The organism is Sphingopyxis sp. FD7, assembly GCF_003609835.1.
Classification (GTDB): domain Bacteria; phylum Pseudomonadota; class Alphaproteobacteria; order Sphingomonadales; family Sphingomonadaceae; genus Sphingopyxis.
Genome location: NZ_AP017898.1, coordinates 3,273,860 through 3,290,078 on the forward strand (window position 1 = coordinate 3,273,860; position 16,219 = coordinate 3,290,078).

Genomic DNA, 16,219 nt, shown 5'->3' on the forward strand with positions numbered 1-16,219 from the left:
ACCTCCGTCAGCGGGCCGATTCGCAGATCGTTTCCATCGCCACGAAGGTCGAAGTGCTGGCGACGTGCGGGAGGCTCGAGATTTTTTCGCCGAGCACGATGCGATAGCGGCGGATGTCGGGGGTGCGGACCTTGAGCAGATAGTCGAAGCTGCTGGCAATCATATGGCATTCCTCGACTTCGGGAATCTGCCGCACCGCAGCATTGAACCGTTTGAGCGCCTCCTCGCGCGTGTCCGACAGCTTGACCTCGGTGAAGGCGACATGGTCGAGCCCGACCTTGGCGGGATCGACGATCGCGCGAAAGCCGGTGATCAACCCGCTGTCGACGAGGCGCTTCACCCGCTGCTGGCACGGCGTTTTCGACAGGCCGACCCGTAGCGCAAGCTCGGTGAAGGTGATCCGCCCGTCGCGGCCCAGAATCGCCAGGATCTTTCGATCGAACTCGTCCAGATCGACTGCATTACGGCTATTTTTCATTTTATTCGACCATCTGATGCCACAAACTTGGTCGATTTGCACATTGCTGCGATCGAAACAAGTCGGATCGCCGTGCGACGATATGCTAAACCGGCGCCATGATCCACGACCCCGATCGCGCCGCAATCCGCGCCCTTGCCCGCCGCAGCGAAACCGATATCGTCGCCGAGCTGCGCGCCGCCCTCGCCACCTCACCCGCCAGCGTCGCGGCGGTGACGCAGCGCGGGCTGGAATTGATCCGCAAAGCGAAGGCCGAGGGCGAGCGCGAGACGCTCGTTGCGCAGCTGATGAACCGCTATCGCCTCTCGACCGAGGAAGGCGTCGTGCTGATGTGCCTGGCCGAAGCGCTGCTCCGCGTCCCCGACAATGCGACCGCGAACGCGCTGATCCGCGACAAGATCGCCGGACGCCACTGGGCGGAGGGCGACGATGAGGACAGTCCGTTGATCGTCGCCTTGTCGGCGCGCGGCCTGTCGCTGGGGTCGGCGACGCTGATGCTCGACGCGATGGGCAGCAAGGCGAACCCGCTGACGCTGCTCAAGGCGATGATCCGCCGTTCGGGCGAGCCGGTGATCCGGCAGGCGGCGCTGGCGGCGATGAAGCTGCTCGGCCAGCAGTTCGTGATGGGCGAGACGATCGACGCCGCGGTCAAACGCGCCGACAAGGAAAAGGCCGAGCTTGCGAGTTTCGACATGCTGGGCGAAGCGGCGCGGACCGCGGACGACGCGGCGCGCTATCATGACAGCTATGCCGACGCGATTACCCGCATCGGAAAGGACGCCAAACCGGGCGATCCGCACGCGAACCACGGCATTTCGATCAAGCTGTCGGCGCTTCACCCGCGATACGAATATCTGCAAGCGGCGCGCGTACGCGAAGAACTGGTTCCGCGCGTCATCGAGCTCGCGAAAGCGGCGCGCGCGGCGAACATTCCGCTGATGATCGACGCCGAGGAAAGCGATCGGCTGGAACCGCATATGGATGTGTTCGCGGCGCTGATCGACGCGGGGATCGCCGACGGTTGGACCGGGCTCGGTATCGTCATTCAGGCCTATCAGAAACGCGCGCCCGCGGTGATCGACTGGCTTGCGAAGCGCGCGCGGACGCGCGGGGTCAGGCTGTCGATGCGCCTGGTCAAGGGCGCCTATTGGGATACCGAGATCAAGCGCGCGCAGACGCTGGGCCTCGGCGATTTTCCTGTGTTCACCGCAAAGCTGCACACCGACCTCAACTATATGCGCTGCGCGCAGCTGCTGCGCGGCCATCAGGATTGCATCTATCCGGCCTTTGCCAGTCATAATGCGATGACGCTGGCGTTTGTCGCCGAACTGTTCGCGGGCGCCGATTACGAGTTGCAGCGGCTGCACGGCATGGGCGAGGGCGCGCATGACGCATTGGTCGCGCTCTTCCCGCCGCCGCGCCCGGTGCGTGTCTATGCGCCGGTTGGGACGCACCGCGACCTGCTCGCCTATCTCGTCCGGCGCCTGCTCGAAAATGGCGCGAACTCCAGCTTCGTCCACCAGTTTTCCGACCCCGACGTCAGCGCCGAAGAGCTGGCGGTCGATCCGCGCAGCGTCGCCAGCCCGGCGTCTTCGAACATCGCCACCGGGCTGGCGCTGTTCGACCCGGCGCGGCGCAATTCGCGCGGTTACGATCTCGGCGATCCCGGTGTGCCCGAGGCGCTGGTCGCTGCAATCGGCGCCGCGCGGCGCAGCGACCGCATCGCAGCGCCGATCGTCGGCGGCGCGGCGCGAAGCGGCAGGGCCGAACCCGTGCGCAACCCCGCGACGGGCGCCATCGTCGGGCAGGTGGTCGAGGCCGATGCGGCGGCGGTCGCCGACGCGGTCGCCGCGGCGCGCGCGGCGCAAGGCAATTGGAGCCTCGCCGGCGGCGCCTTCCGCGCCGAACGCCTCGAACGCGCCGCCGATCTGCTCGAAGAGCATGACGCGCTCTTCCTCGGCCTCGCGATCGACGAAGCGGGCAAGACGCTCGTCGACGCGGTCGCCGAGGTGCGCGAGGCGGTCGATTTCCTCCGCTATTATGCCGCGCAGGCGCGCGCCGATTTCACTTACCCGGTCGCGCTTCCCGGCCCGACGGGCGAGCGCAACGAGCTGATGCTCGAGGGCAAGGGCGTCTTCGTGTGCATCAGCCCGTGGAACTTCCCGCTCGCCATTTTTCTCGGCCAGGTGTCGGCGGCGCTCGCCGCGGGCAACGCCGTGCTCGCCAAGCCCGCCGAGCAGACGCCGCTGATCGCGCACGCCGCGGTCGAACTGCTGCTCGAAGCCGGTATTCCGGGCGATGTGCTGCATTATCTTCCGGGCCGCGGTGAAACGGTCGGCGCGGCGCTGACCCGCCATGGCGACATCAGCGGCGTCGCCTTCACCGGCTCGACGGAGGTTGCCCGCGCGATCAACCGCAGCCTTGCCGGGCGCGACGGCCCGATCGCGACCTTGATCGCCGAGACGGGCGGCGCGAATGCGATGATCGTCGATTCGACGGCGCTTCCCGAACAGGTCGCGCGCGACGCGGTCGCCAGCGCCTTCCAGTCGGCGGGGCAGCGCTGCTCGGCCCTCCGGCTGCTGTGCGTGCAGGAAGATGTCGCCGATACGATGATCGACATGGTCGCGGGGGCGATGGCCGAGCTCAACATCGGCGATCCCTCGGTGCTGTCGACCGACGTCGGCCCGATCATCGACGAAGAGGCGCGGGCGAACATCGCCGCCTATGTCGCCGAAGCGCGCGCCGCGGGGCGCGTGATTGCCGAGGCCGGGCGGACGAGCCTGCCCGCGGGCGGCCATTTCGTGCCGCCCGTCCTGATCCGGCTCGACCATGTCACCGATTTGAAGCGCGAGATTTTCGGTCCGGTGCTGCATGTCGCGACGTGGAAGGGCGGCGAGCTCGACGCGCTGATCGACGCGATCAATGCGTCGGGTTACGGGCTGACGCTCGGCGTCCACACGCGCATTGATGGCGTCGCGGCGCACATCGCGGCGCGTGCGGCGGTCGGCAACGTCTATGTCAACCGCAACCAGATCGGCGCGATCGTCGGGTCGCAACCCTTTGGCGGACGCGGCCTGTCGGGAACCGGGCCCAAGGCGGGCGGCCCGCATTATCTGCACCGTTTTGCCGAGGAAAAGACGATTTCGACCGATATCACCGCGGCGGGCGGCAATGCGGCGCTGATGGCGGGGTGAGGCGCGCATGACCGCTCCCTCCCCGCCCTCCGGCCGGGAAACCGCGAGGCCTGATACAGAGTGGACGGCTGTCCCAGGCAATACGTCCGAAAGCGTCTCGCGGCATGGTGCCGCGGCGACCCTATGTTATGGTTGCCCCCCGCAGCGGCCCTATCATACGCCCTTGACGGCTTGACGCCAAGCCCGGCTATGCGCCGGGCACGCCGAGCAGCTGCGCCTGCGCCTTCAGGCGGCCCGCGGCGGCGGGGTTGGCAGCAATGCCGTCCTTCAGCGCCTGGGCCGCCTTTGCGGTTTCGCCCAGCGTCATGCGGCTGCGCATCAGCATGATCCAGCGATCGACGTCGGCGGGATTGGCCTTGAGCCTGGCCTCCAGCCCGTCGACCATGCCCTGGATCATCGCATCCTGCTGTCCCTTGGGGAGCCGTGCCGCGGCTTCCATATCGGCGCGGCTTGGCCCCGGAATCGCGCGCGCCGCGACGGGCATCTCGTTGGCGGTCAGCGGCCGCGCCTGCGTTGCGGCCAGCCGCGCCGCGACGTCGATCTTGTGGATCGCGCCGACCTGTTCGATCGTTCGGCGCAGGTCCGCTTCCCACGGCGCGCCCTGCGGCGTGTCGGCGAGCAGCGCGAACCAGTCCTCGATCGCGCCCGTGTGATCGCCGCCAATATCCTTTCTGACCGCGAGGAAATAGCGCGCGCGCGGGTCTTTGGCGTCGAGCGCGATCGCCTTGTCGAAAGCCTCGGACGCCGCGGCGGGCATCGCCTCGCGTTCGCTCGCCATCACCCGCGCTTCGCCGAGCGCCGACCAGAGCCCGGCCGATTCGGGCGAGAGCGCCACGGCCTTTTCATAAGCGGCAGCGGCGCCCGCAAAATCGCCAAGGTCGAACCTGGCGGCGCCGAGCGCGGTCCAGGCGTCGGCGCTCGCCGGTTCGCGCTGCACGCGCGCCTCCAGCGCGGCGAGCTGGTCGCCCGGCGCTGCGGCCCCTTCGGTCGCCTGGTCGGCGGCGGGCGCCGAATCGCGCCATATCGCATGGCCGATCGCCGCGACGAGCAGCACGAAGGCGGCGATCAGGATCGCGCGATTGGCGGCGCTCATCCCGGTCGCTTTTCCGGTCGTCATGCCGTTGGTCTCGCTCATTTTTGCTCCCCGCGAAAAATGGCCGGCGCGCTGCGCGCCATATTGCCTTTGTCCGGCGATGGTGTAGCCTTCGACCCACGAGGTCGGTCAACGACAAAATCGTCAGGGGTCGCACCGGCTTTCCCAGTCGTACAGGGGAGGGGTGCATGGCAGTTTCGGATCACGTCGATTTTGCGACGTTCATGGAGGGCGTGAAACGGCGCAACCCGGGGCAGCCCGAGTTCGTCCAGGCGGTGCAGGAAGTGTCCGAGGACATTTTCGACTTCATCGCCGACAAGGAAGAATATCACGCGCAGCAGATATTGCGGCGGATCGCCGAGCCCGATCGCGTCGTGTCCTTCCGCGTCTGCTGGGAGGACGACAATGGCAATATCCGCGTCCAGCGCGGCTGGCGCGTCCAGAACAACAACGCGATCGGCCCGTACAAGGGCGGCATCCGCTTTCACCCGAGCGTCACCGAAAGCGTGCTGAAGTTCCTGGCGTTCGAGCAGACGTTCAAGAATGCGCTGACCGGGCTGCCGATGGGCGGCGGCAAGGGCGGGTCGAACTTCAATCCCAAGGGCAAGAGCGTGCGCGAGATCATGCGCTTTTGCCAGAGCTTCATGACCGAGCTGTATCGCCACATCGGCGCCGACGTCGACGTTCCCGCGGGCGACATCGGGGTCGGCGGGCGCGAGATCGGCTTCATGTTCGGCCAGTATAAGCGCATCACCAACGAGTTCACCGGGGTGCTCACCGGCAAGGGGCTCGAATGGGGCGGATCGCTGATCCGCACCGAGGCGACGGGCTATGGCGCGGTCTATTTCCTCGCCAACATGCTCGCGGCCAAGGGGCAGGATCTGGTCGGCAAGACGGCGGTGATCTCGGGGTCGGGCAATGTCGCGACGCACGCCGCCGAAAAGATCGTCCAGCTGGGCGGCAAGGTGCTGACGCTGTCCGATTCGGGCGGCTTCATCCACGATCCCGACGGCATCACCCAGGACAAGATCGACTGGGTGAAGGCGCACAAGACGCACCGCCGCGGGCGGATCGAGGATTATTGCGAGGAGTTTAAGGGCGCGACCTTCACGGCGGGCAAGACGCCGTGGGGCGTGCCGTGCGACGTCGCGCTGCCCTGCGCGACGCAGAATGAACTGCTTGGCGAGGACGCCAGGACGCTGGTGAAGAACGGCTGCATCGCGGTGAGCGAGGGCGCGAACATGCCGACCAACCTCGACGGCGTGCATGTCTTCAAGGATGCGAAGATCATGTTCGCGCCGGGCAAGGCCGCCAACGCCGGCGGCGTCGCGGTGTCGGGGCTGGAAATGAGCCAGAACAGCGCGCGCCGCGCCTGGAGCGAAGGCGAACTGCAACAGATGCTGAAGGACATCATGGACGGCATCCACGCGCGCTGCCTGACCTATGGCGACCAGGGGGGTGGCTATATCGACTATGTAAAGGGCGCCAATATCGCGGGATTCAAGAAGGTTGCCGACGCGATGCTGGCTTTCGGGGTGGTGTAATTCGGCCCAGGGCGTAATAAGCGTCGGGTAGGGGAAAAGGGGTATTGCGATGACGGCGCACGCTGGGAAGGAGCGGAGCCATCGGCCTTGGGCGGCATGGGCCGCCCGTCTTCCCACGCGCGCGGCGTTTGCCGTACTTGCCGCAATGCTGTGCGCGCTGGCCATAGCAGCCTTTGTCTTCGCTTCCCCCGCGCGGTCGCAGGGCGAAGGCGCCGCGCGCTACACCGGCGTTGCCTCGTGCGCGGGATCGACCTGCCATGGCCGGATGGAGGGCGACGGCACCGTCGTCCGCCAGGACGAGCTGATGACATGGCAGGAACCCTCGACCCCCGGCGGCGCGCACAGCCGCGCCTGGGCGGTGCTGAACAACAATCGCAGCCAGTTCATCGCGCGCAATCTGGGCATCGGCGACCCCGCGAAGGCGCAGATGTGCCTTGGCTGTCACAGCACCGCGGGCACGTCGCGCGCCGTCCCGGCGGAAGATGGCGTTGGCTGCGAATCGTGCCATGGCCCCGCCGGCGGCTGGCTCGCGAGCCATTATGCCGGGGTCGGCACCAATTCCGATCCCGACCGCGAAATGCGCGACAAGCATCTCGCCAACCTGTCGGCAGGGCTGAAGAAGCTCGAGGATCCGGTGGTGCGCGCCGGCGTGTGCGTCGACTGCCACTTCGGATCGACCGCCGACGGGCAGTTCGTCACCCACCGCATCATGGCGGCGGGGCATCCGCGCATATCCTTCGAGCTCGATCTCTTCTCCGCGCTCCAGGCGCATCATCGGGAGGACGCGGATTATGGCTGGCGCAAGTTCGGCGCACCGAACCGGCGCACCGACCATGTCCAGATGTGGGCGGTGGGGCAGGCAGCCGCGATCGAACGCAGCCTGGCGCTGTTCCAGACGCGACGCGGGACCGAAGGGATATTTCCCGAATTCTATTTCCTCGACTGCCACAGCTGCCACCGCCGCATCTTCGATCAGGCAAAGCCGGTGCGCACCGGCCTCGACAATCCGGGCCGCAACCTGCCCGAAGGCATGCCGCCCTATAATGACGAAAATCTCATCATGCTCGCCGCCGCTGCGCGCATGGCGGCGCCCGCGCTTGCCGACCAGCTCGCGGCGCGCACCGCGACATTTCACAAGGCGATGGCGTCCGACCGGGCGAGCGCGGTCGCGGCGGCGGCCGAGCTGTCGCAGACCGTCGCGGCGCTGAAACGCGCGTTCGCGTCGCGCAATTTCTCGGGCGCCGACGCCTTCGCGATGGTCGATGCGATCGCGGCAAAGGCGATCCGCGAGCGTTATACCGACTATTCGGGGTCACAGCAGGCGGTGATGGGGGTCGATACTTTGCTGGGCGCGATGGTGTCGTCGGGACGCATCACCGTCGGCGCGGCGGCGGGGATTCGCGGCGACATCGACCGCGCCTATGCCGCGGTGAAAGACCCCAATGGCTATAAGCCCGCCGAGTTTCAGGCGTCGTTCGACAGCGCTGTGCGCGCGATCGGGGCGCTCAGGTAAGATGATGCGAAGCAAGAGGCATTTTTTCCGTTCTGTCGCCCTTGTGGCAGGCGGAGCGCTGCTGCTCGCTTCGTGCGGCGGCGGCGGGGGGGGCGGCACACCGACACCATCACCGACCCCGACCCCGACCCCCCCGCCGACCGGCGGGCTTTACACCCCGCCCGCGGCCGAATCGCTGAGCGTCGCCGACGTGCAGACGATCCTCGCCAATGCGATTTCGGAGGCGCAGGCGCGCGGCCTGCCGTCGGTCATCGCCGTCACCGATCGTGTCGGCAATGTGCTGGCGGTGTTCCGCATGACCGGCGCGCGCGCGACCGCGACGACATCGGCGGCGCCCAATGGCGACAATATCGACGCGCAGAACGTCACCTTCCCCGCCGAGGGCGGCGCGATCGCCAAGGCGGTGACGGGCGCCTATCTCTCGAGCGGCGGCAACGCCTTTTCGACGCGCACCGCGAGCCAGATCGTCCAGGAACATTTCCCGCCCGCGCCCACGACTGTCGGGCTCGAAAGCGGGCCGCTGTTCGGCGTGCAGTTCAGCCAGCTGCCGTGCAGCGACCTGTCGGCGCGGTTCGGCGCCGCGGGCCCTGCGGCGCTGATCGGGCCCAAACGCTCGCCGCTCGGCCTCGCCGCCGACCCCGGCGGGCTGCCGCTTTACAAGAATGGCGTGCTCGTCGGCGGCATCGGGGTGATGGGCGACGGCATCTATGGCAGCGACCCCAATATCCTCGACATCGACGACGATGACGAAGAGTTTATCGCGCTGGCCGGAACGCGCGGGTTCCAGCCGCCGGAAACGATCGTCGCCGACAGGATCGCGGTCGACGGCACGACATTGCGCTTTTCGGACGCGACCTTTGCCGGAGTGATGACGAGCGGCGGCGCAAGCTTCGCCAGCCTCAACGGCAGCGCGGGCAATCTGGTCGCCGTCATCGGCTATGCCAATGCCGCGATCACGGCGGGGGTCGCCTATGGCAGCGAAGCGTCGGGCATCCGCGCGTCGACCCCGGCCGAATTCTCGAACCGCGACGCCTTCATCCTGACCGACGGCAGCGGGGCGAACCGTTACCCGATCCGCGCGGGCACCGACGGCGCCAGCGTCGCCGCGCCGCTGACCGCGGCCGAGGCGCGCGCGGTGCTGGAGGAAGCCTTTGCCGTGATGAGCCGCGCGCGCGCGCAGATTCGCCGCCCGCTCGACAGCCGTGCGCAGGTGACGATCAGCCTCGTCGACACGCACGGCGCGGTGCTCGGCATCGTCCGCTCGCCCGACGCGCCGATCTTCGGCACCGACGTTTCCTTGCAGAAGGCGCGCACCGCCGCCTTTTTCTCGGGTCCGCAAGCCGCCGCCGAGCTGTCGGCCAACGCCAGCGCCGATGTCGCCGCCTTCGTTCCCGCGGTGCGCAGTTTCCTGAACGATCCCGCCGCGCTCACCGGCACCATCGCCTTTGCCGACCGTTCGGGCGGCAATCTGGCGCGCCCCTATTTCCCCGATGGCGAGGTCGGCCGCCCCCACGGCCCGCTGTCGCGCCCGATCGCGCAGTTCAACCCCTTCTCGACCGGGCTGCAATCGGCGCTCGTCATCGGCAACCTCGGCGCGCACCTCGGCTTCGTGTCGGGCGCAAGCCCGACCGACACACCGCAGCGCTGCACCACCCTGCCCGACGCCGCGCCGGGGCAGAACCGGCTCCAGAACGGCATCCAGATCTTTCCCGGATCGGTGCCCATCTATCGCGGCAACACGCTCGTCGGCGCGATCGGCGTGTCGGGCGATGGCATCGACCAGGACGATATGATCAGCTTTCTGGGCACGCACAATGCCGGCGCGCGCGTCGGCGGCATCGGCAATGCGCCCAAGGCGATGCGCGCCGACAATATCGTCGTGACGCTCGCCGACAGTCGCACGGTGCGCCTCCGCTATATCAGCTGCCCCTTCGCGCCCTTCCTCGATACGGCGCAGCAGAATGTCTGCGACGGGCTATAGGCGATGATGGCGGGGGGGAGCCTTTGGCCGGTGATCGCCACACTCGCGGCGCAAGGCGCGCCGGGCACTGAGGCACCGCCGCCGCCACCCGCGCCCGAAGACCCGTCGGTCGCCGTCGATGCGGCGCCCGCCGAGCAGCCGCCCGAAGAGCTGACCCCGCCGCCGCCACCGGTCGACTGGCAGGAAATGGTGCCGGACGATCTCGTCACCGACATGATCGAGGGTCGCCGCCGCCCCGGCTATCGCCCCGACCTGCCCGACGCGCTGTCCCAGGACAATGTCGGTGCGCTGCGCCCGCCGCCGCCGCAGGCCTTTCCGGGGATCGAGGACCAGCTGCCCGTCCCCGACCGCTGGCGCCTGATCGAGACATTGGGCGTCGTCAAGGAACGCTGGTTCGACCCCTATCACCAGAACACGCTGAAGGGTGACCGCGCGATCGATCCCGACAAGGTCAAATGGCTGCCGATCAAGGGCGACGACTGGTTCTTCGTCGCCAATGCGGTGTCCGACACGGTGTTCGAGCCGCGCACCTTTCCGATCCCCGTCGGCGTCCAGACGACCGAGCGGCCGGGCAGCCTCGACGTTTTCGGCAAGGATCGCAGCCTTGTCTTTGCGCAGACCTTCATCGGCGGCGTCGCGCTGATCAAGGGGTCGACCGCGTTCAAGCCGCCCGATGTCGAATATCGGCTGACGCTCGCCTGGCAGGCCAATTATGTCGACGTGCCCGAACGGCGCGTGCTCGACGTGCGCCCGTCGAAGGCGAGCCATCGCTACGACAGCTTCCTCGGCGTGCAGGAACTCTTCGTCGACAAGCATCTCGGCAACACGTCCGACCGCTATGATTTCTATTCCGTCCGCCTCGGCATCCAGCCGTTCCAGAGCGATTTTCGCGGCTTCCTGTTCAACGACAGCCAGCTTGGGCTCCGTTTCTTCGGCAATCGCGACAACAACCGCTTCCAGTATAATTTCGCGGCCTTCTGGCGGCTCGAAAAGGACACCAATTCGGGCCTCAACGACATCACCCAGACCCCGCGCGACGATTTTGTCCTGACGGCGAACCTCTATCGCCAGGATTTCCCGGTCGTCGGGCTGACCAGCCAGGTCAGCGTGACCTATAATATGAACCGCGAAAAGAAGGACGTGCAGATCGACCACAACGGCTTTCCGGTGCGCCCGGCGCTGATCGGCGATCTGCGCGGGCGCGAATATGACGTCGTTTACCTCGGCTACAGCGCCGACGGGCGCATCGGGCGGATCAACCTGACCGCCAGCTTCTATGCCGCGCTGGGCGAAGACCGGAACAGCTTTTTCACCAGTCAGCCCGCCGAAATCCGCGCGGGCTTCGGCGCGGTCGAGCTGAGTTACGATTATGACTGGATGCGCTTCCGCCTGTCGGGGCTTTATGCGACCGGCGACGGCGACCCCTATAACAAGACCGAGGGCGGCTTCGACGCGATCTTTGAAAATCCGATCTTCGGCGGCGCCGACACCAGCTATTGGATCCGCCAGACGATCCCCTTCGCGGGCGGCGGGCGCGTCATTTCGATCAACGGCCGCAACGGCATTTTGAACTCGCTGCGCTCGTCGAAGGAGGAGGGGCAGTCGAACTTCAACAATCCGGGCACAATCTTCATCGGCGCGGGCGCCGATTTCGACCTGTCGCCGCAGACGCGCGTCAGCGTCAACGCCAACCATCTGTGGTTCGAGAATACCGCGACGCTCCAGGCGCTGCGCGTCGAAGGCTCGATCCCCAAAGACATCGGTTTCGACCTGTCGGTCGCGGCGATCTGGCGGCCGAAAGCGACGCAGAATATCGTCGGGCGCCTCAGCGCCGCGGTGCTGCTCCCCGGCGACGGCTTCAAGGATCTGTTCGACAACAAGCAGCAGAACGACGCCTATGTGTCGATCCTCGCCAATGTGATTTTGAGTTTTTGAGATGGTGATGCGCAAACTCTTCGCCCTGCTGGCCTTTGTGACGCTCTGCGCCGCTTTCGGCGCCAGCGTCGGCCGCGCGGCCGAAGAGGAAAAGCCGCTCAAGATCAGCTATCGCTTCACCCCGCCCGCGCCGCGCGAGCAGAGCGACGCCGACGTCGCGGCGAAATCGGCGGGCTGTTACAGCTGCCACACGCAGACCGACCAGCCGTCGATGCACGCGACCCCGGCGGTCAAGCTCGGCTGCACCGACTGCCACGGCGGCGATTCGACCTCGCCCGCCGCCTTCGGCAAGCCCGAACTGGGTTACAAGAACCCCTACAATATCGCGGCGATGAAGGTCGCGCATCCGCAGCCGACGCTGCCCGGCGCATGGCACGACAGCTCGGCGAACCCGGTGCGCAGCTATACCTTGCTCAACAAGGAAGCGCCCGAATTCATCCGCTTCGTCAACCCCAGCGATTACCGCGTCGCGCGCGAGGCGTGCGGCGCGTGCCATATGGAGGTGATCGAGGCGACCGAGCGCTCGCTGATGTCGACCGGCGCGATGCTGTGGGGCGGCGCGGCGTATAACAACGGCATCATCCCCTATAAAAACTATATCTTCGGCGAGGCCTATACGCGCGGCGGCGATCCCGCGTGCATCCTCTCGCCCTCGTCGAAACTGACGCGCGAGGAATATGCCGAGGCGTGCAAACCCGCCTTTCCGTCGGACAAGATTCTGACCGATGCGGAGAGGAAGCGCGGCGCGCTCGCCCGCATGTATCCGCTGCCGCGCTGGAGCGTGATCCCGCCGGGCGACGTCTTTCGCGTGTTCGAGCGCGGCGGGCGCAATATCAACACGCAATTTCCCGAAATCGGCCTGCCCAACCCGACGGGACAGATCCAGCGGCTCGAGGAGCCGGGGCGCCCCGACCTCAAGCAATCGAACCGCGGGCCCGGCACCGGGCTGCGCGTCGCGATCCCCGTACTCAACATCCACAAGACGCGCCTCAACGATCCCTTCATGTGGTTCATGGGCACGAACGACCAGCCGGGCGACTATCGCCATTCGGGCTGCGCGGGTTGCCACGTCATCTATGCCAACGACCGCGAGCCGCGCCACAGCCTGACCTATGCCCGGTTCGGGCGCGACGGCGAGACGGCGACGATCGACCCGACGATCGCGGAAAAGAAATGGAAGGGCGGGCATGGCGACGACGCGCACGCCCCCGAAGATGGCCACCATGCCGGCGGCGGCCACGGCGCGCTGATCGACCCCGCCGATCCCGATGTCCCCGCGCGCCCCGGCCAGAAACCGCGCCGCGAATCGGGCCACCCGATCAGCCACGCCTTCACGCGCGCGATCCCGACGGCGCAGTGCATGACCTGCCACATGCACCAGCCCAATATCTTCCTGAACTCCTACCTCGGCTACACGATGTGGGATTATGAATCGGACGCGCCGCAGCTGTGGCCCGGCCCCGAAAACAGCGCGCCGCGCCCGCCGGGGATGAGCGACGCGGACTATCAGGCGAAATATAAGCGGCAGCGTTATCCGACCGCCGCCGAAGTGCATCAGGTGCTCGAACGCAATCCCGAAGGCGCCGCGCCGCGCGGGCTGTGGGCCGATGTCGAGTTCCTGCGCGACGTCTATGACGTCAACGATACCAACAAGGACACGCAATTCGCCGACTATCACGGCCACGGCTGGAACTTTCGCGGCATCTTCAAGCGCGACCGGAGCGGCAATCTGCTCACCGCCGACGGCAATATGGCGACTTGGGGCACCGACACCGCGCATATCGTCGATCCCGCCGACCCCGAAAAATGGCGCAAGAGCTGCGCGCATTACAGCGATACGAAAGAGCGCGACCTCTGCCTGCTGAGCGCCGATCCGGGGCGTCCGGGGGTCGAGGGCAAATTTGTGCCGCCGGGCCTGAACCCCGGCAAATCGGTGCATATGATGGACATCCACGCCGAAAAGGGGATGCAGTGCGCCGACTGTCACTTCGCGCAGGACGCGCACGGCAACGGCTATATCCAGGGCGAGGTCGCGAACGCGGTCGAGATCAGCTGCAAGGATTGCCACGGCACCGCCGACGCGCTGCCCAATCTGCTCACCTCGAACGTCGCGGCGCGGCCGCAGGGGACCAACCTCGCACTGCTGCGCAACCCCGACGGACGCCGCCGTTTCGAGTTCCAGTATAATGACGATGCCGAGGTGATCGGCCTCATTCAGCGCTCGATCGTCGATCCCAAGCTCGAATGGCAGGTCAGCCTCGTCAAGCAGACGGTGACGCCGGGGCCGCATTTCAACGCCAGGGCCGCGCGCGCCAAGCTGATGGCGCGATCGGGCAGCGACGACGGCAAATATGAATGGGGACCGGGGGTCGCGAAAGAAGACCGCGCGCACGGCGACGACAAGATGACCTGTTTCACCTGTCACCTCAGTTGGACGACGAGCTGCGGCGGGTGCCATTTGCCGATCGAGGCGAACTGGAAGACCAGGATGCACCATTTCGAGGGTGAGGAGACGCGCAATTTCGCCACTTACAACCCGCAGGTGGCGCGCGACGAGATGTTCCAGCTCGGCCGCCACCAGCTCACCAAGCCCGGTGAGCCGGGCCCGAACGGCGAGGTGCGTGGCATCATCACCCCCGTCCGCTCGACCTCGGCGCTGATCCTCTCGTCAACCAACATCAACCGCGAGCGCATCTATGTGCAGCAGCCGCCGATCTCATCGGCGGGCTATTCGAGCCAGGCCTTTGCCCCGCATTTCCCGCACACGGTGCGGCGCCAGGAAACCAAGCAGTGCAGCGACTGTCACATCTCGGCCGCCGACGACAATAATGCGATCATGTCGCAATTGCTGCTGCTCGGCACCAATTTCGTCAATTTCGTCGGGCTGAACCTCTGGTCGGGGATGGAGGACGGCTTTCAGGCGACGCGCGTCACCGAATGGGACGAGCCGCAGGCGGTGATCGGTTCCTATCTCCACCGCTACGCCTACCCCGACTATTGGAAGCTCCACGTCGAACAGAATGGCAGGGAACTGAAAAACTGGGTGCGCGGCAGGATTTTCGACGCCAGGGGATCGGGCGAAACGCAGGCGCTGGAGGAGTTTGCGAACATCGTTCAGGACACGAGCGGCCGCGTGAACTGCCTGCAACAGCGCGGCGAATATATGTTCGTGGCGGAGGGCAAGGGCGGGTTCCGCGTCTATGACGTCGCGTCGATCGGCAACAAGGGCTTTTCCGAACGCATCGTCCGCGCCCCCTTCTCACCGATCGGCCACGACACGCATGTCCGCACGAAGAACGCCACCTGCATGGCGCTCGCGACGACGCAGCCGATCAGCGTCGCGCGCAACGAGAATATCGTCAAAAACTTTCCCGAAAATCACGAACAGGTGATGCACGATATCTATCGCTACGCCGTCATCACCGACAGCGTCGAGGGGCTGGTGCTCGTCGATGTCGACACGCTGGCCGACGGCGAGTTCCGCAACAACCGGCTGAAGCGCGCGCTGACATGGAACGAGGGCAATGTGCTCGCGGGCGCGCGGCACGTCACGCTCGCGGGCAGCTATGCCTATATCGCCACCGATGCGGGCCTCGTCGTGCTCGACCTTTCGATCCCTCTCCAGCCGAAGGTCACTGCGCAGGTGCCGCTGACCGATGCGCGCGCGAGTGCGGTGCAGTTCCGTTACCTCTGGGTCAGTGATGCCGAGGGGGTCAAGCTGTTCGACATCACGAACATGGCGCAGCCGGTGGCGGTGCCGTCGGGCACCGTGCGGCTCGCCAATGCGCGCAAACTCTATGTGGCGCGCACCTACCTCTATGTCGCGGCAAAGGCCGACGGCCTCGTCATCGTCGATGTGACGCGCCCCGCGGCGCCGCTCGTCTGGCCGGCGCTGACCTTTGACGGCGCGATGCAGGATGCCGAGGATGTGATCGTCGCATCGACCAACGCCTCGCTCTTCGCCTATGTCGCCGACGGGCGGAGCGGCATCAAGGTGATCCAGCTCACCAGCCCGAACAACCCCGGCCTCTATGGTTTCTCCCCCAGGCCGACGCCCCAGCTCATCGCCTGGGCCAAGACGCCCTCGCCCGCCTTGGCGCTGTCAAAGGGACTCGACCGCGACCGCGCGGTCGACGAAACCGGCGGGCAGATGGCGGTATTCGGCCGCCTGGGCTCGCGTCCCTTCACGCGGGCGGAGATGGAGAAGCTGTTCCTGAACAGCAAGGGGCTGGTCTACAAGGTTCGCGACGAGGTCGACGAGAATGCGTGGCGACCGCCGCTGCTCTACGCGAATTGAAGGTGCCGGCCGGAAGCGACCGATTGCGGACTCGGCGCTCCTCCTCGGAACGGGGAGGGGGACCGCCGCGAAGCGGTGGTGGAGGGGTCGAGACGGTGCGTCATGAGGAGAGGTTAGGGCCCCTCCGTCAGCCCTGCGGGTTGCCACCTCCCCGTTCCGGGGCGGAACGGCCGCGCCGACCGCT

8 protein-coding genes are annotated in these 16,219 nt (G+C 66.8%); 6 read left to right on the forward strand and 2 right to left on the reverse strand.

Translation table 11 applies throughout. The features are described 5' to 3' along the window. Positions 1-7 precede the first annotated feature (7 nt). Positions 8-478, reverse strand: a complete 471-nt coding sequence (locus SPYCA_RS15930) for an Lrp/AsnC family transcriptional regulator (RefSeq protein WP_120221763.1) — start codon at positions 476-478, stop codon at positions 8-10. Positions 479-576: 98 nt separating this feature from the next. On the opposite strand from SPYCA_RS15930, the gene putA reads away from it, so the two are divergent. Continuing rightward, on the forward strand, positions 577-3,672 hold the full coding sequence (gene putA / locus SPYCA_RS15935) for a bifunctional proline dehydrogenase/L-glutamate gamma-semialdehyde dehydrogenase PutA (protein WP_120221764.1): 3,096 nt from the start codon (positions 577-579) through the stop codon (positions 3,670-3,672). A 187-nt stretch (positions 3,673-3,859) separates the two neighbouring features. On the opposite strand, the gene SPYCA_RS15940 is transcribed toward putA, so the two are convergent. Continuing rightward, on the reverse strand, positions 3,860-4,807 hold the full coding sequence (locus tag SPYCA_RS15940; protein ID WP_232003365.1) for a tetratricopeptide repeat protein: 948 nt from the start codon (positions 4,805-4,807) through the stop codon (positions 3,860-3,862). A 146-nt stretch (positions 4,808-4,953) separates the two neighbouring features. On the opposite strand from SPYCA_RS15940, the gene gdhA reads away from it, so the two are divergent. The 5 genes from gdhA to SPYCA_RS15965 are packed head-to-tail and all read left to right on the forward strand — an operon-like array spanning position 4,954 to position 16,035. Then, on the forward strand, positions 4,954-6,309 hold the full coding sequence (gdhA, locus tag SPYCA_RS15945; RefSeq protein ID WP_120221765.1) for an NADP-specific glutamate dehydrogenase: 1,356 nt from the start codon (positions 4,954-4,956) through the stop codon (positions 6,307-6,309). Positions 6,310-6,358: 49 nt separating this feature from the next. Then, positions 6,359-7,822, forward strand: a complete 1,464-nt coding sequence (locus SPYCA_RS15950; RefSeq protein WP_120221766.1) for a multiheme c-type cytochrome — start codon at positions 6,359-6,361, stop codon at positions 7,820-7,822. A gap of 1 nt (position 7,823) precedes the next feature. Then, positions 7,824-9,803, forward strand: a complete 1,980-nt coding sequence (locus SPYCA_RS15955) for a heme-binding protein (RefSeq protein WP_443029488.1) — start codon at positions 7,824-7,826, stop codon at positions 9,801-9,803. Positions 9,804-9,806: 3 nt separating this feature from the next. Then, complete coding sequence (locus tag SPYCA_RS15960) at positions 9,807-11,738, forward strand: hypothetical protein (protein WP_232003366.1); 1,932 nt, start codon at positions 9,807-9,809, stop codon at positions 11,736-11,738. Between the two features lie 7 nt (positions 11,739-11,745). Next, entirely contained in the window at positions 11,746-16,035 is a 4,290-nt protein-coding gene (locus SPYCA_RS15965; protein WP_443029489.1) for a hypothetical protein, read from the forward strand. Positions 16,036-16,219: the final 184 nt, after the last annotated feature.